Source organism: Streptomyces sp. NPDC086519, assembly GCF_040686075.1.
GTDB classification, from domain to species: domain Bacteria; phylum Actinomycetota; class Actinomycetes; order Streptomycetales; family Streptomycetaceae; genus Streptomyces; species Streptomyces shenzhenensis.
The window spans coordinates 37,646-55,921 of record NZ_JBFBJL010000007.1 but is presented as its reverse complement, the minus strand read 5'-3'; the positions used below and the strand labels follow the sequence as shown (position 1 = coordinate 55,921).

Here is an 18,276-nt window from a genome sequence, read left to right as displayed (position 1 = left end):
CGTTCAGCGTAGGCCCAGGGCCCCGTGGCCAGCCCCCGTGGCCCGAGCGGCGCCCCCGGGCTGGAGGGGGAGGGACGTCCGCTCGGGCCGGTCATGGGGTCAGGCGGCTCGTACCTCCTGTTCGGTGAGGCTGTGGGCGCACGGGCGGGGGGCGGGCGGCTGGCGGCGCAGGAAGCGCGGCAGCGGCAGGGCGAGGCTGACGAAGCCCTCGGCCTGCATGGCGGCGAGGCCGATGCGCGGGAGGTCGCCGGAGGCCCGGTAGACCACGAAGCGCGGCTCCCAGCGGGGCTGGAACTTCGCGTTGAACTTGTACAGCGACTCGATCTGGAACCAGCGGGAGAGGAACACCAGCAGTCCGCGCCAGGCGCGCAGCACCGGTCCCGCGCCGATCTTCTCGCCGCGCGCGAGCGCCGAGCGGAACATCGCGAAGTTGAGCGAGACCCGGGTGATGCCGAGCTTCGGGGCGGCCTGGAGGGCGGCCACGATGAGCAGTTCGTTCATCCCGGGGTCGGCCGAGCGGTCACGGCGCATCAGGTCGAGGGAGACGCCGTCGGTGCCCCAGGGCACGAAGTGCAGGATCGCCTTGAGGTCGCCGTACTGGCCGGGCTGGTCGTCGGCCTTGTGGGCGGTGGCGATCAGGCAGTCGCCGTCGGCCGGGTCGCCGATGCGGCCGAGCGCCATCGAGAAGCCGCGCTCGGTGTCGGTGCCGCGCCAGTCCTCGGCGGCCCGGCGGATCCGGTCGAGCTCTGCCTCGCCGACGTCACGGATGCGCCGTACCCGGGTTTCGTAGCCGGCCCGCTCGATGCGCTTGACCATCTGGCGCACGTTGCGCATCGCGCGTCCGGCGAGCGAGAAATCCGCGACGTCCACCACCGCCTCGTCGCCCAGTTCGAGGGCGTCCAGGCCGGTCTCGCGGGTCCACACCTCGCCGCCCGTCTCCGAGCAGCCCATGACGGCGGGGGTCCAGGAGTGGGCCTTCGCCTCGTCCATGAAGCGTTCGATGGCGCCGGGCCAGGCCTCGACGTCGCCGATCGGGTCGCCGCTGGCGAGCATCACGCCGGAGACGACGCGGTAGGTGACCGCCGCCTTGCCGCTGGGGGAGAAGACGACCGCCTTGTCGCGGCGGAGTGCGAAGTGGCCGAGGGAGTCGCGGGCGCCGTGCTTCTCCAGGAGGGCGCGCAGCCGCGTCTCGTCCTCCTCGGTGAGGTGCGCGGCGGGGTGTTCGGGGCGGAAGGCCAGGTAGATGGTGGTGACCGCGGTGATCAGACCGAGGGCGCCGAGCGAGAAGGCGACCGTCCAGGAGGTGGAGCCCTCGTAGTCGACGGGGCCCTCGAAGCCGAACAGGCCGTACAGGACGTGTGTGATGCGGTCGGCCAGGCTCGGGTCGCCGATGGTGCGCTTCGGGTGGGCGCTGACGATGACCAGGCCGAGCGCGAGCGAACCGGCGCTCATGAGGACGAAGTTGGCGAGCGCGCGCCACCGGCTGCGCGGGTCGGGCAGCGCCCTGAACTCGTCGCGGTGCAGCACCAGCGGCACGAACAGCGCCAGTGAGATCAGCGCGCCGATGACCGAGTGCCGGTACACGAACTGCGAGACCGCGCCGGCCGGCAGCAGCGCGACCGCGGCCCGCCAGGCCCGGCGCTTGCGTCGCTTCAGCCCGTGCGCGAGCAGCAGCAACAGCACGCCGACGCTGAGCGAGAGCGCGGCGGCGAACGGGCCGAGCGAGCCGGGCAGTACTTCCGCCATGGCGTGCATGCGGCTGTGACGGAAGCGCGGGAACACGCCCGCCGCGATGTCCAGGACGCCCACGGCCGCGCACGCCCTGCCGACCAGAGCGGGGGCGGCCTCAGGGCGCGGGCCACGGACTATGCGCCGCGCCCGGCCTGATCGGCTCGGAACCTCGCCCGACAATTCCCCATCTATCCTGACAGACATCGCATCCTGTAGTTCTGCGAGAGACCTTGGATCCGGGCCCGATTCGGGCATCCGGCGACATTGCGCCCTCTAGGACGGTGTCTCGGGGGGAGAGGTTCACTCCCCACCGGAAAGCCGGTTCAAAGGCCAGGGAAAGCCCGGGGCAAGCCTCGCTGAAAGCGGCGGTGGTCACGGGGGAAAGCGCAGGCAGGAAGCACCTCATGGGTCTCACGAGCGATAAAATGCTGGCATTGGCGATCTTGCTCGCCGTACTGCTGTTCGTAGGCACGCTGTGGCTGTGGCCCCGGCTCGCCCGCCGGAACTGGCGGGCCGTCAGCGGCCGCGTCGGCCTTTTGCTGGCCACTCAGCTGGCGCTCTTCGTATGCCTCGGGATAGCCGTCAACCAGGCTTTCGGTTTCTATGCGAGCTGGGCCGACCTGTTCGGCACGGAGACCGACCAGGGCGTCGTCGTCGACCACACGGCGGGCGCCGCGGCCGGTGCTCCGCTCCGCGTGGTGTCCACCTCCGAGGTGCACGGCATGGGCGGCTCGCTGCCCCGTACGGCCGGTCAGATCCAGCAGGTCGGCATCGTCGGCCGTACCACGCACATCGCCACGCCCGCGTACGTGTACCTGCCGCCGGAGTACTTCCAGCAGCAGTACCGCACCCGTACGTTCCCCGTGGTGGTCGTCCTCAGCGGCTATCCGGGCACCGCGCGGGCGCTGGTCGACAAGCTGCACTACCCGCGGACCGCCCAGCACCTGGTCCGGGCCGGGAAGATGCGGCCGGCGATCCTGGTGATGCTGCGGCCCACGGTCGCGCCGCCCCGGGACACCGAGTGCGTGGACATCCCGCACGGCCCGCAGACCGAGACCTTCTTCGCCAGAGACCTGCCCGCGGCCGTACGCGCGCACTACCGGGCCGCCGTGAAGCCGGGCAGCTGGGGAATCGTCGGCGACTCGACGGGCGGGTACTGCGCGCTCAAGCTCGCGATGCACCACCCCGGCGTGTACGCGGCCGGTGCCGGACTCTCCCCGTCGTACAAGGCCCCGCTGGACGCCACGACCGGCGACCTCTTCCAGGGCGACCGGAACCTCAAGAACCGCGCGAACCTCTGGTGGTTCCTGAAGCACGAACCCGCCCCGGACACCTCCCTGCTGGTCACCAGCAGCAAAGTCGGGGAAACCAACTACAAGGCCACGCTGAAATTCATCGCGAGCGTGGAGGCCACGAAGCTGACCCGGATCTCGTCGATCATCCTCGACAGCGGCGGTCACAACTTCAATACCTGGCGCCGTGAGATCCCCGCGACCCTCCAGTGGCTCAGCGGCCGATTGGGCGGCAGCTGAGTCCCGACCCCGCCGATACCGTGTGAAGGCTCCGTTGTCGCTGTGTTTTTACGGCCCGGGGCACCACGATTCCCCTACGCGCGGTAAGTTTCTGGCCATGCCACGTGGACGCCACCGTCATTCCCCACCTCTGCACAGGCTGTTGCCTCCTTCGGCGATCGCCGGTGTCTCCCTCGTCTGCGCCCTGGGCCCCTGGCTGTTCTCCCAACCGACGGTGCTGCGCACGCTGGCCGCGATAGCCGCGGCCACCGCGGCCGTCGGTGCCGCCGTCATGCGGCGCTGGGACAGCGAGGCGGGCAAGCAGGTGGCCGACCTCTCACGCGCGCGTGCGAGCGACGAGTGGCGCCACGAGGAGCGGACAGCCGAGCTGGAGACCGACCTGGAGGAGTCGCGCGAGCTGCGCGCCAAGCTGGAGCAGCGGCTGCGCGCGAAACGGGCGGAGCTGGCGGGACTGCGCAACGAGCACGCGGCCCTGCTGCGCCGCTACGCCACCGCCGAGACCGAGCGCGCGAGCGCCCTGGAGGGCCGCCGCCTGCTGGAGATCGAGGCCACCGCGCCGTCGGACGGCCTGCCGGCCGCGCGGAGCGCGGACGAGGCGGAGAAGCCGGCGGCCGTCGAGGAGAAGGCCGAGGAGCCGGCGGTCGAGGAGACGGCTCCCGCCATCTTCTCGCCGGAGGGTTCCCAGCTGTTCCTGCGGGCCAAGGTGGCATTGGCCCGGTTCGACGAGAAGGACACCCCGGCAGTCGAGGCCGACGCGTCCGGCGAGGGCACGGCGGAGACGGCCGCCGAGCCCGAGGCCCCCAAGGGCGAGACCGCGCCGGAGGACGAGGCGCAGGGGCAGCCCGAGGCGGCCGACGGGCACACGCGCGCGGCCGCCGCCACCACGGCCGAGCCGCAGGACGGCACCCCGGCAGCGGCGGAGCAGGACGCCCACCCCTCGACGGCACCGTCCGCCAACTCCGTGCAGCCCTCGGGCCACTTCACGGTCCCGACCGCGGTGGCGGTCCTGCCGGCCGCGCCGATCCCGCGCCCGCTGGTCACCGGCGGCTTCGACTTCTTCGGCACCCAGAAGGGCTCGCCGGCGGGCGGGCTGGACGCCATGCACAACGAGGACCTCGCGGACGTCGTCGGCCAGGAGGCGCTCGCGCTGCACAAGACGGAGGCGGAGGCCGAGTTCAAGCCCGCCGACGCACGCGCGCGGGGCGTCGGCCAGGTCATCGACCTGACCGCGCACGACGAGACGGAGCAGATCAACCTCGGGGGCCTGCGCAGCGCCGCCTCCTGAGACACCGCCGCCTCCTGAACACGCGGCGACTGCGGGCCGGGACACCCGACGGGCGCCCCGGCCCGTGCCGTTGCGGGGGTCAGGCCATCCAGCGGTCCGGCCGCGCGGTCCGGCGCCCCGTCCGGGACCGCTCGGCCTGCTCCCGCAGCAGCGCCGCGGCCTCCTCGGCGCCCCGCAGGCGGGCCGTCACGGTCTTGTCGGCTCCCGTGTCCACATGGACGTCCGCGAGCCGCCACAGCCGCCCCCAGGGCCCCTGGGTCAGCCGTACGCTCTGGACCTTGGCGTGCGGGACGAGTGCGAGGTGCCGGCGCAGCAGCCCGTGCCGCGCCGCGAACACCGCGTCCGTGACCGCGAGCCCGTACCCGCGCCACCACAGCGGCACGCACCACCGGGCCCGCCCCGGCGGCCGCGGCAGCTCACCGGGGACGGTGACACCGGGCAGCACGCGCGCGACGACCGACTCGGCGACCGCGCGCGGAGCGACCGGCACCAGCACCGAGTTCGCCGACCCGGCCACGTCCAGCTCCACCCGCACCCAGCGCAGCGGCCGCCACAGCAGCGGCTCCACGATCCGCACGGTCTGCACCCGCCCCGGCGGCACCGTCTCGTGCGTGCGGTCGAGCAGCCCGTGGTCGATGCGCAGCCCGTCCGGGGACTCCCCGACCGTCCAGTCGTACTCCCCGACGAACCGCCCCACGCTCGTCGTGGCCGCCGCGCCGAGCAGCGGCACCGCGGTGGCGAGGACCGTCCACACGCTGTGGGTGGCCAGCCAGAGGAACGGCGGGGCGACGAGGGCGGCGGCCAGGGAGCCCCAGGTGGCGCCCGTCAGCATGATCGAGACGGCGAGCTTGTTCGGCGGCACGCGCATCAGCTCGTGCGCCGGCGCCTCCCCGACCTCGTGCGCCGTCTCGGGCGCGAACCCGGCGGCGCGCGCGAGCAGCTCCGCGCGGAGCCGACGCGCCTCGCCCTGGCCCAGGAAGGCCAGTTCGTCCTTCTTGTCGGTGCCGACGACGTCTATGCGCAGCTTGGCGACGCCCGCCACGCGCGCGAGGAGCGGCTGGGTGACGTCGACGGCCTGGATCCGCTCCAGCCGGATGTGCGCGGTGCGCCGGAACAACAGGCCGGTGCGTATGCGCAGTTCGCTCTCGGTCACCGCGAAGTAGGTGAACCACCAGGTGAGGAAGCCGTACAGGGCCCCCGCCGTGACCAGGGCGGCGAGCCCGCCCAGGGCCATCGTCGCGGTCAGCCTCGTCAGCTGCTCCTGCGCCTGGTTCGGGTCGTGCATCGCCCAGCCGGTGAGCACCGCGACCGGGGCCCACGCCCGCCGGAACGGCGTCACCGGGTGCAGCCGCCGCTCGCCCGCGGCCCTGCCCGTCCCTACGGCGCTTTCGACGCCCGGGGCGGTCACAGCCCCGCCGATCGGGCCTCGCCGAGCTCGGTGAGCCGGTCGCGCAGCCGTTCCGCCTCGGCCGGGTCGAGGCCGGGGATCGTCGCGTCGGTGGCCGCGGCGGCGGTGTGCAGCTGCACGCTGGCGAGCCCGAAGTGCCGCTCGACGGGCCCCGAGGTCACCTCCACCAGCTGCATCCGCCCGTACGGCACCACGGTCTCCTCGCGCCACAGCACCCCGCGGGTGATCAGCAGGTCGTCGGCGCGCTCGGCGTAGCGCCAGGACCGCCAGTTGCGGCCCAGCAGCACCCAGCCCCAGGCCAGCGCGGCCAGCGGCAGCAGCGCGAAGGCCGCCCACACCGGGCCGGCCAGCAGGCTGAGCAGCAGACCCACGGCCAGGGCCGTCAGCCCCAGCCACACGACCAGCAGCAGCCGGCGCATCCGCAGCAGGCCGGGCGGCAGCCCCGTCCAGGCCGGTTCGGTCCCCTTCGTCCCGGCGCCGGCCGGGCTCCCCGTCTCCATGACGCCAGCGTACGTAGGAGAGACTGGGTCCATGACTCCTACGACGGAGACCACGGTCGGGATCGGCGGCGCCGCGGAGAGCACCGACATGGTGCTCAACATCGGCCCCCAGCACCCCTCCACGCACGGCGTGCTGCGGCTGAGGCTGGTGCTGGACGGCGAGCGGATCGTCGCCGCGGAGCCGGTGATCGGCTACATGCACCGCGGCGCGGAGAAGCTCTTCGAAGCCCGCGACTACCGGCAGATCATCATGCTCGCCAACCGCCACGACTGGCTGTCGGCCTTCTCGAACGAGCTGGGCGTGGTCCTCGCCGTGGAGCGCATGCTCGGCATGGAGGTGCCCGTCCGCGCGGTGTGGACGCGCACCCTGCTCGCCGAGCTGAACCGGGTCCTCAACCACCTGATGTTCCTCGGCTCCTATCCGCTGGAGCTCGGCGGGATCACCCCGGTGTTCTACGCGTTCCGCGAGCGCGAGGTGTTGCAGAACGTCATGGAGGAGGTCTCCGGCGGCCGCATGCACTACATGTTCAACCGCGTCGGCGGCCTCAAGGAGGACCTGCCGGCCGGCTGGACCGCACGCGCGCGTGCGGCCGTGGCCGCCGTGCGCTCCCGCATGGACGTCTTCGACGACCTGGTCCTCGGCAACGAGATCTTCCGCGGCCGCACCCGCGGCGTCGGCGCCCTCGCGCCGGAGGCCGTGCACGCGTACGGCGTGAGCGGGCCCATCGCGCGCGCCTCGGGCGTCGACTTCGACCTGCGCCGCGACGAGCCCTACCTGGCCTACGGCGAGCTCCAGGACACCCTGAAGGTCGTCACCCGCACCGAGGGCGACTGCCTGGCCCGCTTCGAGTGCCTCCTGGAGCAGACCCACAACGCCCTGGACCTGGCCGACGCCTGCCTGGACCGGCTCGCCGACCTGCCGCCGGGACCGATCAACCAGCGGCTCCCCAAGGTGCTCAAGGCGCCCGAGGGCCACACCTACGCCTGGACCGAGAACCCGCTCGGCATCAACGGCTACTACCTCGTCAGCAAGGGCGAGAAGACCCCGTACCGGCTGAAACTGCGCTCGGCGTCCTACAACAACATCCAGGCCCTGACCGAACTGCTGCCGGGAACGCTGGTGGCGGACATGGTCGCGATCCTCGGGTCGATGTTCTTCGTCGTGGGCGACATCGACAAGTAGCGACAAGTCCGGACGAGTCGAGACAAGCAGGGATCAAGTGGAGGCAGGGGCAGGTCGGGCGGCGCCGTCCGCCGCGGGCTTCGGGCTTCCCTAGAGCAGCGTGTCCTTGATGCCCACCGGCTGGAGCAGCCAGAGGAAGTCGCCCAGGCCGCCGGGGGCGATGAGCTCGGCGGCCTCTCCCGCGATCGCGAGGGCGCGCACGTATCCGGCGGGGTGCGTGGAGGCGAGCGTGAGCGGAGGGCGTGCGCCGATCAGGCCGAGGGCGCGCAGGGCGTCGCGTTGGGTGCACAGCGACGCCTCGGGCAGCCTGAGTGCTGGGTCGAGCGCCGTGCACGCGTCCAGCGCGACGTGCGCCGTGATGTCGCACGTCCCGTCCGGCACGGGGGCGGTGGCCCGTCCGTCGCGGAAGCCGGTGAGCGTCCCGAACGGGGGGCGCGTGGCCAGGGTGTGCGCATAGTCCACGGCCACCGCGAGTCCCCTTTGCAGGCTGGTGACGGCGGACGCCCACGCCCGGTCCCGGGGCAGCCCGATCTCCGCCCGCAGCCCCGGCTCCGTACTCAGCGGCCACCACCGTGCGAGCCACTGCGCGTCCGCGCCCGACACGCGCTCGCCGAGCAGCTCGGTGCCGTCCGGCCGGACCAGCACCAGCCGGGCCACCCCGGCCGTGTCCACCTCGGCGACCTCGACCGGCACGTTGTCCAGCCACTCGTTGGCGAAGATCAGCCCGTTGACCGTGCGCGGGAGTTCGGTCAGCCAGGTGATCCGGTCGGGCAGGCCCGGCGGGCGGTCGGCGAGCTCCACGGCGTACGCACGCACGCGTGCCGCCACGTCCGCGGGCAGCGCGGCGAGCACTCCGCTGACCAGCTCGCCCCGGCCGGCGCCCATGTCGACGAAGTCCAGCGTCCCGGGGCGGCCCAGGGCCTCGTCGAGCCGGCACAGCAGCTCGGCCACGGCCTCGGCGAACAGCCGCGAGGCGTGCACCGACGTACGGAAGTGCCCGGCAGGGCCCTCCGGACGGCGGTAGAAGCCGCCGGGGCCGTACAGGGCCGCCTCGGTGGCCGCACGCCAGCCATGTGCGTCACCGGCCGTCTCTCGCGTCGCCTCATCCGTCACCGGCCCAGACTAGGCGCACAGGTGATCACCTTCTCCACCTTGCGGAGTACGCGTGCGTAACAGGGATCGGCCCTCCGGTTGACCCCTGCACCTATCACGCATCCCTACGCTGGGTTACGTGCAGCGCCTCTATGACTTCCTCCGCAGGCACCCGATATGGGTCGACAGCTTCTGGGCTGTCGTCCTGCTGGGGATTTCCGGCGCGAGCATCTGGAAGCTCGGCGGGGGGCAGGGGCACCACGGATCCAGGGTCGCCATGCTGGCCGTGTCCGTCGTGATGAGCGTCGTCATCGCGCTGCGCCGCCGTTTCCCGGAGCCGATGCTGCTGCTGGCCGCGGCCACCGGCCTGGCCCAGCTGGTGCTGGACGTGGAGACGACCGTCGCCAACTTCGCCATGCTGGTGATCGTCTGCACGAACGCCGCCGTCGGCGCGCGCTGGGCGTCCCGGCTCGGTCTCTACGCCGGGCTGTGCGCGGCGCCCCTGGCGGAGATCCGGTGGCCGCAGCAGGAGGCGAGCTTCCCGGGACACGTCGCGATCGTGCTGTTCCAGACGGTGCCGTTCGTGTGCGCCTGGGTGCTCGGCGACTCCATGCGCACCCGTCGCGCCTACTTCGCGCAGCTCGAGGAGCGGGCCGCCCGGCTGGAGAAGGAGCGCGAGGCGCAGGCCAAGGTCGCGGTCGCCGCCGAGCGCGCCCGGATCGCGCGCGAGCTGCACGACGTGGTCGCGCACAACGTGTCCGTGATGGTGGTCCAGGCCGACGGCGCCGCCTATGTCCTCGACGCCGCCCCCGACCAGGCGAAGAAGGCCCTGGAGACGATCTCCTCCACCGGCCGCCAGGCCCTCGCCGAGATGCGCCGCCTGCTGGGCGTGCTGCGCACCGGCGAGCACAAGGAGGTCGGCGAGTACGTCCCGCAGCCCGACGTCGAGCAGATCGACGAGCTCATCGAGCAGTGCCGCAGCTCCGGTCTGCCCGTCGACTTCAAGGTCGAGGGCACCCCGCGCCCGCTGCCCAGCGGTGTCGAGCTCACGGCGTACCGGATCGTGCAGGAGGCGCTCACCAACACCCGCAAGCACGGTGGCCCCAACGCGGGCGCCAGCGTGCGGCTGGTCTACTTCGACGACGGACTCGGCCTGCTGGTGGAGGACGACGGCAAGGGCGCCCCGCACGAGATGTACGAGGAGGGCGGCGCCGACGGCCAGGGGCACGGCCTCATCGGCATGCGCGAACGGGTCGGCATGGTGGGCGGCACCCTCGACGCGGGCCCCCGCCCTGGCGGAGGATTCCGCATCAGCGCCCTGCTCCCGCTCAAACCGGCGCACTGACGCAGACGCACGCCCCCGGTTGACACCTGTCACGCCCCCCGGACCCCCGGGAGACCGCTGGCAGACGGACGAAAACGGAAACGGAAGAGGACCCGATGACGATCCGCGTGATGCTCGTCGACGACCAGGTGCTGCTGCGCACCGGGTTCCGGATGGTGCTCGCGGCCCAGCCGGACATGGAGGTCGTCGCGGAGGCGGGCGACGGCGTCGAGGCCCTCCAGGTGCTGAAGGCCACCGCCGTGGACGTCGTCCTGATGGACGTGCGCATGCCCAAGCTGGACGGCGTGGAGGCCACCCGGCGCATCTGCGCGGAGCCCGACGCGCCCAAGGTGCTCATCCTGACCACCTTCGACCTCGACGAGTACGCCTTCTCGGGGCTGAAGGCGGGCGCCTCCGGCTTCATGCTCAAGGACGTGCCTCCGGGTGAGCTGCTGGCCGCCATCCGTTCCGTGCACAGCGGGGACGCCGTCGTCGCGCCGTCCACCACCCGGCGCCTGCTCGACCGCTTCGCGCCGATGCTGCCCTCGGCCGGCAAGGAGCCCCGGCACGAGGAGCTGGGCCGGCTCACCGACCGCGAGCGCGAGGTGATGGTGCTGGTCGCGCAGGGCCTGTCGAACGGCGAGATCGCGGGCCGGCTGGTGCTGTCCGAGGCGACCGTGAAGACCCATGTGGGCCGCATCCTGACCAAGCTGGGGCTCCGGGACCGCGTGCAGGTGGTCGTGCTGGCCTATGAGACGGGGCTGGTGCGGGCGGGCGGCGGACACGGGTGAGGTGGGGCCGGGCGCCTACGAGGGTGCCTGGTGCTGTTGGGCGGCGGCTGCGGGTTGTTTGTGGTTGCTCGCGCAGTTCCCCGCGCCCCTATCGGGGCGCTGCAGGCAGCCGTGTTGTGAAGTCCGCGACCGCCGTTCGCACGTCCTGTGCCGTCCATTCCAGGCCCGCCTCCGCGACCGTGACTTCGGTCATCGACAGGCTCGGCCCCTTCGCTTCCCAGAAGCCGGCGAAGAGGTAGGTACCGGTCTCCTCGGCCTGGCGTACCGCCGTCTCCATCAGCACATCGGGGTCGTACGGAAGCCAGACCTGGAACTGGTGGGTGTGCGGTTCCTCGGGGTGGACGCGGGACCAGGGCACGCCTGCCTCCGCGAAGCCCTCGCGCAGGGCCGCGGCGACCACGCGCGCGTGGTGGACGTAGTCCGGAAGGCGGGGCAGTCGGCGCTCCAGGCCGACGAGGGCCGCCAGGGCGGTCGGGAACTGCTGGAAGACCGTTCCGCCGTAGCGGTGGCGCCAGGTCTTCGCCTCCTCGATCAGGGGCTTCGGGCCGGCCAGCGCGGCGCCGCCGAAGCCGTCGAGGGACTTGTAGAACGACACGTAGACGCTGTCCGCCAGATCCGCGATCTCGGGCAGCGACCGCCCGAAGTGGACGGTGGACTCCCACAGGCGCGCGCCGTCGAAGTGCACCACCGCGTCGCGCTCCCGCGCCGCCTCCACCAGTTCCGTGAGCTCCTCCCAGGAGGGCAGCACGAAACCCGCGTCCCTGAGGGGCAGCTCCAGCATCAGCGCCCCGAAGGGCTCCTCGAAGTCGCGCAGTTCCCGGGCGGTGGGCAACCGGGGCTCGCCGGTGACGCGCACGGTGCGCAGGCCGGCCACCTCGCGCAGGGCGTTGCGTTCGTGCACCTCGGGGTGGGCGAGGGCGTGCAGGGCGACCGTGGGGTTGCCGGTGCGGGCCGCCCAGCAGCGCAGGGCGACCTGCTGGGCCATCGTGCCGGTCGGGAAGAACGCGGCGGCCTCCGTGCCCAGCAGGGCCGCGACGCGCCGCTCCAGGGCCTCGACGATCCCGTTGCCGTAGATGTCCGACGGCTCGTCCAGGTCGTACACCTCGGGGGCCGCCTCCTGGAGGAGCGCGAGGCGTTCGCGGAGCGGGGCCCGCAGGCCCATGCGCGCGAGGACGCGGCCGGCCCGCCGGTAGGCGGCTGCCCGCCGCTCTCGCAACTGCTCGTCCGCCGACCGGGGTTCGGTCGGCTGCTCGTCCTGGGCCGTCGCCGTGTCACTCATGCCGTGGATGATGCCGTGGCGCGTCGGCACGGGGCACTCGGATTTCCGCGCCGCCGGCGGGGACCGGTTCCGATCTGACCGGTTCCGATCCGACCGGTCCCGGTGTGACCAGTCACCCACAGCCTGTGGACGGCCGATCGGCCCCGGACCGGATAGCGTTAACATGACGAGAAATCGTCCGGTACCCAGAGCGGACTGGAACGGGAAGGCCACCCTCGCGTGAGTACAGTCCAACAGCCAGACCCCAGTGACCGCCCCGCGCGGCTCACCGTCGGTGTCGTCGGCGCCGGCCGGGTGGGTCCCGCGCTGGCCGCGTCCCTGCAACTCGCCGGGCACCGTCCGGTGGCCGTTTCGGGGGTCTCCGACGCCTCCCGGCGGCGCGCCCGGGCGATGCTGCCCGACGTCCCGCTGCTCTCCCCCGCCGAGGTCCTCCAGCGCGCCGACCTGGTCCTGCTGACCGTCCCCGACGACGCCCTGCCCGGCCTGGTCGCGGGCCTCGCCGAGACCGGCGCCGTACGGCCCGGCCAACTCCTCGTGCACACCTCCGGGCGATACGGCGCGAAGGTCCTGGACCCGGCCCTGCGCGCGGGCGCGCTGCCGCTGGCCCTGCACCCGGCGATGACCTTCACCGGGACCCCGGTGGACGTGCAGCGGCTGGCGGGCTGCTCGTTCGGAGTGACCGCGCCCGAGGAACTGCGGCTGGCCGCCGAGGCCCTGGTCATCGAGATGGGCGGCGAGCCGGAGTGGATCTTGGAGGAGAACCGCCCGCTCTACCACGCGGCCCTCGCACTCGGCGCCAACCACCTGGTCACCCTCGTCGCCCAGTCCATGGAGCTGCTGCGCGCCGCCGGCGTCGAGGCCCCCGACCGGATGCTCGGCCCGCTGCTCGGCGCCGCCCTGGACAACGCCCTGCGCTCCGGCGACGCGGCGCTGACCGGGCCGGTCGCGCGCGGGGACGCGGGCACCGTCGCCGCGCACGTCACGGAGCTGCGCCGGCACGCCCCGCAGGCCGTCGACGGCTACCTGGCGATGGCCCGCGCGACGGCCGACCGGGCGCTCGCGCACGGCCTGCTGAAGCCGGAGCTCGCCGAGGACCTCCTCGTCGCCCTCGCCGACAGCGGCGACGGCGGCGACGGCGGCACCGGAACGACCGGCACCAACGGCACCGAGGGGACCCGATGAGCACCGCCCTGCTGCGCACCGCCGAGGCACTGCACGCGCGCGTGCGGCACGGCCGCCGCACCGTCGTGATGACCATGGGTGCCCTGCACGAGGGCCACGCCACCCTGATCCGCGCCGCGCGCGAGATCGCGGGACCGGACGGCGAGGTCGTCGTCACGGTCTTCGTCAACCCGCTCCAGTTCGGTGCCGGCGAGGACCTGGACCGCTACCCGCGCACCCTGGACGCCGACCTCAAGATCGCCGAACAGGCGGGCGCCGACGTCGTCTTCGCCCCGTCGGTCGACGAGGTCTACCCGGGCGGCCGGCCCCAGGTGCGGGTCACCGCGGGACCGATGGGCACGCTCCTGGAGGGCGCCTCGCGCCCCGGGCACTTCGACGGCGTCCTCACCGTCGTCGCCAAGCTGCTCCACCTCACACGCCCCGACGTGGCCCTGTTCGGGCAGAAGGACGCCCAGCAGCTGGCCGTGATCCGGCGCATGGTCCGCGACCTGAACTTCGGCGTCGAGATCGTCGGGGTGCCGACCGTGCGCGAGGCCGACGGGCTCGCGCTGTCCAGCCGCAACCGCTACCTGTCCGCCGACGAGCGGCGCACCGCGCTCGCGCTGTCCCGCGCGCTGTTCGCCGGCCGCGACCGGCACGCGGCCCAGGAGGCGCTGCGCGCGCGGGCGCGTGAGGTGCCGTCCTCGCGGGCGCGCGCCGAGGCGCTCAGCGCCATAGGCGAATCCCGCGCGGCCGCCGACGCCCACGCAGTCGCCAAGGCCGTGCCGAACGCCGCCGCCGCGGTCCGCGCGGCCGCCCGCCAGGTCCTGGACGAGGCCGCCCACTACGACCCGCCGCTCGAACTGGACTACCTCGCGCTGGTCGACCCCAGCGACTTCACCGAGATCGACGACGACTTCACCGGAGAGGCCGTCCTCGCCGTCGCCGCCCGGGTCGGGACGACCCGGCTGATCGACAACCTCCCTCTCACCTTCGGACCCCTCGGAGCCGCCTTGTGACCAGCACAGGCACCAGCACTGGCGCCAGCACAGGCATACGACTGCACGCCCCCGCCCCGGGGTGGAGCATCTCGGCTGACGTGGTCGTCGTCGGGTCCGGGGTGGCCGGCCTGACCGCGGCCCTGCGCTGCCAGGCCGCCGGGCTCAGCACCGTCGTCGTCACCAAGGCCCGCCTGGACGACGGCTCCACGCGCTGGGCGCAGGGCGGCATCGCCGCGGCCCTCGGCGACGGCGACACCCCCGAACAGCACCTCGCGGACACCCTGGTGGCCGGTGCCGGCCTCTGCGACGAGGAGGCGGTGCGGATCCTCGTCACCGAAGGCCCCGGCGCGGTACGGCGGCTCATCGACACCGGCGCCATCTTCGACGAGTCCTCCGAAGGCGGCCTCGACCTCACCCGCGAGGGCGGCCACCACCGGCGCCGGATCGCGCATGCGGGCGGCGACGCCACCGGCGCCGAGGTCTCCCGGGCCCTCGTGGAAGCGGTACGCGCGCGTGGGCTGCGCGCCATCGAGAACGCGCTCGTCCTGGACCTGCTGACCGACGCCGAGGGCCGTACGGCCGGTGTCACCCTGCACGTGATGGGCGAGGGCCAGCACGACGGCGTGGGCGCCGTGCACGCCCCCGCGGTCGTCCTCGCCACCGGCGGCATGGGCCAGGTGTTCTCCGCGACCACCAACCCGTCGGTGTCGACCGGCGACGGCGTCGCGCTGGCACTGCGCGCGGGCGCGGAGGTCAGCGATCTGGAGTTCGTGCAGTTCCACCCGACCGTGCTCTTCCTCGGCCCGGACGCGGAGGGCCAGCAGCCGCTGGTCTCCGAGGCGGTGCGCGGCGAGGGCGCCCACCTGGTCGACGCGGACGGCACGCGCTTCATGCTGGGCCAGCACGAACTGGCCGAGCTGGCGCCCCGGGACATCGTCGCCAAGGGCATTCTGCGCCGGATGCTGGAGCAGGGTGCCGAGCACATGTACCTCGACGCCCGGCACTTCGGCGCCGACATGTGGGAACACCGCTTCCCGACCATCCTGGCCGCCTGCCGGGCCAACGGCATAGACCCGGTCACCGAGCCCATCCCGATCGCCCCGGCCGCCCACTACGCCTCCGGCGGCGTCCGCACCGACGCGCGGGGGCGCACGACCGTCCCCGGGCTGTACGCGTGCGGCGAGGTCGCCTGCACCGGCGTGCACGGCGCGAACCGGCTGGCCTCCAACTCCCTCCTCGAAGGCCTGGTCTACGCCGAGCGCATCGCCGCCGACATCACGGCGGTCCGCGCGGAGCACGGCCTCCACGCGCGCGTGCCCGCACCGGTCCCGCACCCCGAGAAGCCCGCGCACCCGCTGCTCGCCCCCGAGACCCGCTTCGCCATCCAGCGGACCATGACCGAGGGCGCCGGTGTGCTGCGGTCCGAGGAGTCCCTGGCCAGGGCCGCCGAACAGCTCCAGCGGCTGCACACGGACGCCCGTGACACCCTGGCCGAGAACGGCAAGACCGCCGAGCCCGGGGTCGACACCTGGGAGGCCACCAACCTCCTGTGCGTCGCGCGCGTGCTCGTCGAGGCGGCCCGCCGCCGCGAGGAGACCCGCGGCTGCCACTGGCGCGAGGACCACGCCGACCGTGACGACGCCGCATGGGGCCGCCACATCGTCGTACGGCTGAATCCGGACCGTTCACTGGCCGTGCGCACCACCGACACCGCAGACTTCCCCCCTACCCGGCCGCACCAGCCACACCAGGAGCAGTGACAGACGTGAGCACCAACGACCTTCCCCTTGCCGACGGCGGTGGCTGCGGCGACGGCTGTGCCTGTGGCGCCGAGGGCGACGAGGAGTACCTGGAGTGCGGGCTCGACCCCGCGCTCGCCGAACTGCTGGCCGCCGCCGGACTCGACCCCATCGAGGTCGAGGACGTCGCCAACGTGGCCATCCAGGAGGACCTGGCGGGCGGCGTGGACGTGACGACCGTCGCGACGATCCCCGAGGAGGCCGTCGCGACCGGCGACTTCGTCGCGCGTGAGGCCGGAGTCGTCGCGGGCCTCCGGGTGGCCGAGGCCGTGGTCTCCGTGGTCTGCACCGACGAGTTCGAGGTCGAGCGGCACGTCGAGGACGGCGACAGGGTCGAGGCCGGGCAGAAGCTGCTCTCGATCACCACCCGCACCCGCGACCTGCTCACCGCCGAGCGCAGCGCGCTGAACATCCTGAACCGCCTCTCCGGCATCGCGACCGCGACGCGCGCGTGGGCGGACGTCCTGGAGGGCACGCGGACACGCGTGCGTGACACCCGCAAGACCACTCCGGGGCTCAGGTCGCTGGAGAAGTTCGCGGTGCGCTGCGGCGGTGGCGTCAACCACCGCCTGGCGCTCTCGGACGCGGCGCTGGTCAAGGACAACCACGTGGTCGCCGCCGGCGGCGTCGCCCAGGCCTTCAAGGCCGTCCGCGAGGCCTTCCCGGAGCTGGCGATCGAGGTCGAGGTCGACACCCTGCACCAGCTGCGCGAGGCCGTCGACGCGGGCGCCGACCTGATCCTGCTGGACAACTTCACGCCGGGGGAGTGCGAGGAGGCCGTGGCGATCGTCGGCGGGCGCGCGCTCCTTGAGGCGTCCGGGCGGCTCACGCTGGACAACGCGCGGGCGTACGCCGAAACCGGCGTGGACTTCCTGGCCGTCGGCGCCCTCACCCACTCCTCGCCGATCCTGGACATCGGCCTGGACCTGCGCGAGGCGGAGTGACCCCATGCTCCTCACGATCGACGTCGGCAACACGCACACCGTCCTGGGGCTCTTCGACGGCGAGGACATCGTCGAGCACTGGCGCATCTCCACGGACGCGCGCCGTACCGCGGACGAGCTGGCGGTGCTCCTCCAGGGCCTGATGGGCATGCACCCGCTGCTCGGCGACGAGCTCGGCGACGGCATCGACGGGATCGCGATCTGCGCGACCGTGCCGAGCGTGCTGCACGAACTGCGTGAGGTCACCCGCCGGTACTACGGCGATGTGCCGGCGGTGCTGGTGGAGCCCGGGGTGAAGACCGGGGTGCCGATCCTCACCGACAACCCCAAGGAGGTCGGCGCCGACCGGATCATCAACGCGGTCGCCGCCGTCGAGCTGTTCGGGGGGCCGGCGATCGTGGTCGACTTCGGTACGGCCACGACCTTCGACGCGGTGTCCGCGCGCGGGGAGTACGTGGGCGGTGTGATCGCGCCCGGCATCGAGATCTCGGTGGAGGCGCTGGGGGTCAAGGGCGCGCAGTTGCGGAAGATCGAGGTGGCGCGGCCGCGGAGCGTGATCGGGAAGAACACGGTGGAGGCCATGCAGGCGGGCATCGTGTACGGGTTCGCCGGGCAGGTCGACGGGGTGGTCGGGCGGATGGCGCGGGAGCTGGCGGATGATCCGGACGATGTGACGGTGATCGCGACGGGTGGGTTGGCGCCGATGGTGCTGGGGGAGTCGTCGGTGATCGACGAGCATGAGCCGTGGCTGACGCTGGTGGGGCTGCGGTTGGTGTACGAGCGGAACGTGTCGCGTATGTGAGCGGCCGGTGGGGGCGGGCCGTGGGGTTCTCGCCCCCGCCGCCCCTACCCGTCCCGTCCTCCAGGGGGTGGGCCCCCTTCGACCGCCCGTTTCGGGGGCTGCCGCCCCCGGACCCCCGCTTCGGCCTGAACGGCCTCGTCCTCAAACGCCGGACGGGCTGGTAGTGGAGGGCGCGGACCGGCTTTCGTCCTCAGGCGTCGGACGGGCTGGTAGTGGAGGGCGCGGACCGGCTTTCGTCCTCAGGCGTCGGACGGGCTGGTAGTGGAGGGCGTGGACCGGTTTTCGTCCTCAGGCGTCGGACGGGCTGGTAGTGGAGGGTGCGGGTCGGCTTTCGTCCTCAAGTGTCGGACGGGCTGGTGGGTGGGGGTGCGGGCGGGTCTTCGTCCTCAAGCGTCCGGTGGGCTGGTGGGGGGTGCGGGCCGGTCTTCGTGGTCAAGTTGCGGC

General features: G+C 73.2%; 15 protein-coding genes. 10 read left to right on the top strand and 5 right to left on the bottom strand.

Annotated features, from left to right (window positions below; all coding sequences use genetic code 11):
- Window positions 1-99 precede the first annotated feature (99 nt).
- Window positions 100-1,911: a phosphatidylglycerol lysyltransferase domain-containing protein gene (locus tag AB0P24_RS09305; protein WP_365791833.1), complete on the bottom strand. Its 1,812-nt coding sequence runs from the start codon at window positions 1,909-1,911 to the stop codon at window positions 100-102.
- A 224-nt stretch (window positions 1,912-2,135) separates the two neighbouring features.
- Between AB0P24_RS09305 and AB0P24_RS09300 the strand changes: the two genes are divergently transcribed.
- Window positions 2,136-3,263: an alpha/beta hydrolase-fold protein gene (locus tag AB0P24_RS09300; RefSeq protein WP_365791831.1), complete on the top strand. Its 1,128-nt coding sequence runs from the start codon at window positions 2,136-2,138 to the stop codon at window positions 3,261-3,263.
- 97 nt (window positions 3,264-3,360) lie between these two features.
- Window positions 3,361-4,548: a hypothetical protein gene (locus AB0P24_RS09295; RefSeq protein WP_365791829.1), complete on the top strand. Its 1,188-nt coding sequence runs from the start codon at window positions 3,361-3,363 to the stop codon at window positions 4,546-4,548.
- Between the two features lie 79 nt (window positions 4,549-4,627).
- Here the strand turns inward: AB0P24_RS09295 and AB0P24_RS09290 are convergent, their stop codons facing one another.
- Window positions 4,628-5,956 carry a PH domain-containing protein gene (locus AB0P24_RS09290; protein WP_365791827.1) on the bottom strand — a complete coding sequence of 443 codons (1,329 nt, stop codon included), beginning with the start codon at window positions 5,954-5,956 and terminating at the stop codon, window positions 4,628-4,630.
- Window positions 5,953-6,456 carry a PH domain-containing protein gene (locus AB0P24_RS09285; protein ID WP_365791825.1) on the bottom strand — a complete coding sequence of 168 codons (504 nt, stop codon included), beginning with the start codon at window positions 6,454-6,456 and terminating at the stop codon, window positions 5,953-5,955. Before AB0P24_RS09285 ends, AB0P24_RS09290 begins: the two co-directional genes overlap by 4 nt.
- Before the next feature lie 31 nt (window positions 6,457-6,487).
- Here AB0P24_RS09285 and AB0P24_RS09280 point away from each other — a divergent pair, with 31 nt between their 5' ends.
- Entirely contained in the window at window positions 6,488-7,639 is a 1,152-nt protein-coding gene (locus AB0P24_RS09280) for an NADH-quinone oxidoreductase subunit D (protein ID WP_365791823.1), read from the top strand.
- 90 nt (window positions 7,640-7,729) lie between these two features.
- On the opposite strand, the gene AB0P24_RS09275 is transcribed toward AB0P24_RS09280, so the two are convergent.
- Window positions 7,730-8,752, bottom strand: coding sequence for an SAM-dependent methyltransferase (locus tag AB0P24_RS09275; protein ID WP_365791821.1), 1,023 nt, complete (start codon window positions 8,750-8,752; stop codon window positions 7,730-7,732).
- Between the two features lie 118 nt (window positions 8,753-8,870).
- On the opposite strand from AB0P24_RS09275, the gene AB0P24_RS09270 reads away from it, so the two are divergent.
- Both AB0P24_RS09270 and AB0P24_RS09265 read left to right on the top strand, forming a co-directional pair.
- Entirely contained in the window at window positions 8,871-10,076 is a 1,206-nt protein-coding gene (locus AB0P24_RS09270) for a sensor histidine kinase (RefSeq protein ID WP_365791819.1), read from the top strand.
- A gap of 95 nt (window positions 10,077-10,171) precedes the next feature.
- On the top strand, window positions 10,172-10,846 hold the full coding sequence (locus AB0P24_RS09265; RefSeq protein WP_365791817.1) for a response regulator transcription factor: 675 nt from the start codon (window positions 10,172-10,174) through the stop codon (window positions 10,844-10,846).
- 88 nt (window positions 10,847-10,934) lie between these two features.
- Here AB0P24_RS09265 and AB0P24_RS09260 read toward each other — a convergent pair whose 3' ends face one another.
- The gene (locus tag AB0P24_RS09260; protein ID WP_365791815.1) at window positions 10,935-12,125 is read right to left on the bottom strand and encodes a beta-eliminating lyase-related protein; all 1,191 of its coding nucleotides are present in this window, start codon (window positions 12,123-12,125) and stop codon (window positions 10,935-10,937) included.
- A gap of 219 nt (window positions 12,126-12,344) precedes the next feature.
- Here AB0P24_RS09260 and AB0P24_RS09255 point away from each other — a divergent pair, with 219 nt between their 5' ends.
- The 5 genes from AB0P24_RS09255 to AB0P24_RS09235 are packed head-to-tail and all read left to right on the top strand — an operon-like array spanning window position 12,345 to window position 17,832.
- The gene (locus AB0P24_RS09255) at window positions 12,345-13,307 is read left to right on the top strand and encodes a DUF2520 domain-containing protein (protein ID WP_365791813.1); all 963 of its coding nucleotides are present in this window, start codon (window positions 12,345-12,347) and stop codon (window positions 13,305-13,307) included.
- On the top strand, window positions 13,304-14,305 hold the full coding sequence (gene panC / locus AB0P24_RS09250) for a pantoate--beta-alanine ligase (RefSeq protein WP_365791811.1): 1,002 nt from the start codon (window positions 13,304-13,306) through the stop codon (window positions 14,303-14,305). Before AB0P24_RS09255 ends, panC begins: the two co-directional genes overlap by 4 nt.
- A complete protein-coding gene (locus tag AB0P24_RS09245) occupies window positions 14,302-16,047 on the top strand; it encodes an L-aspartate oxidase (RefSeq protein WP_365791809.1) in 1,746 nt (581 codons plus the stop codon). The genes panC and AB0P24_RS09245 overlap by 4 nt, the downstream gene beginning before the upstream one ends.
- Before the next feature lie 5 nt (window positions 16,048-16,052).
- Entirely contained in the window at window positions 16,053-17,030 is a 978-nt protein-coding gene (gene nadC / locus AB0P24_RS09240) for a carboxylating nicotinate-nucleotide diphosphorylase (protein WP_365791807.1), read from the top strand.
- 4 nt (window positions 17,031-17,034) lie between these two features.
- Entirely contained in the window at window positions 17,035-17,832 is a 798-nt protein-coding gene (locus AB0P24_RS09235) for a type III pantothenate kinase (RefSeq protein WP_089099902.1), read from the top strand.
- Window positions 17,833-18,276 lie beyond the last annotated feature (444 nt).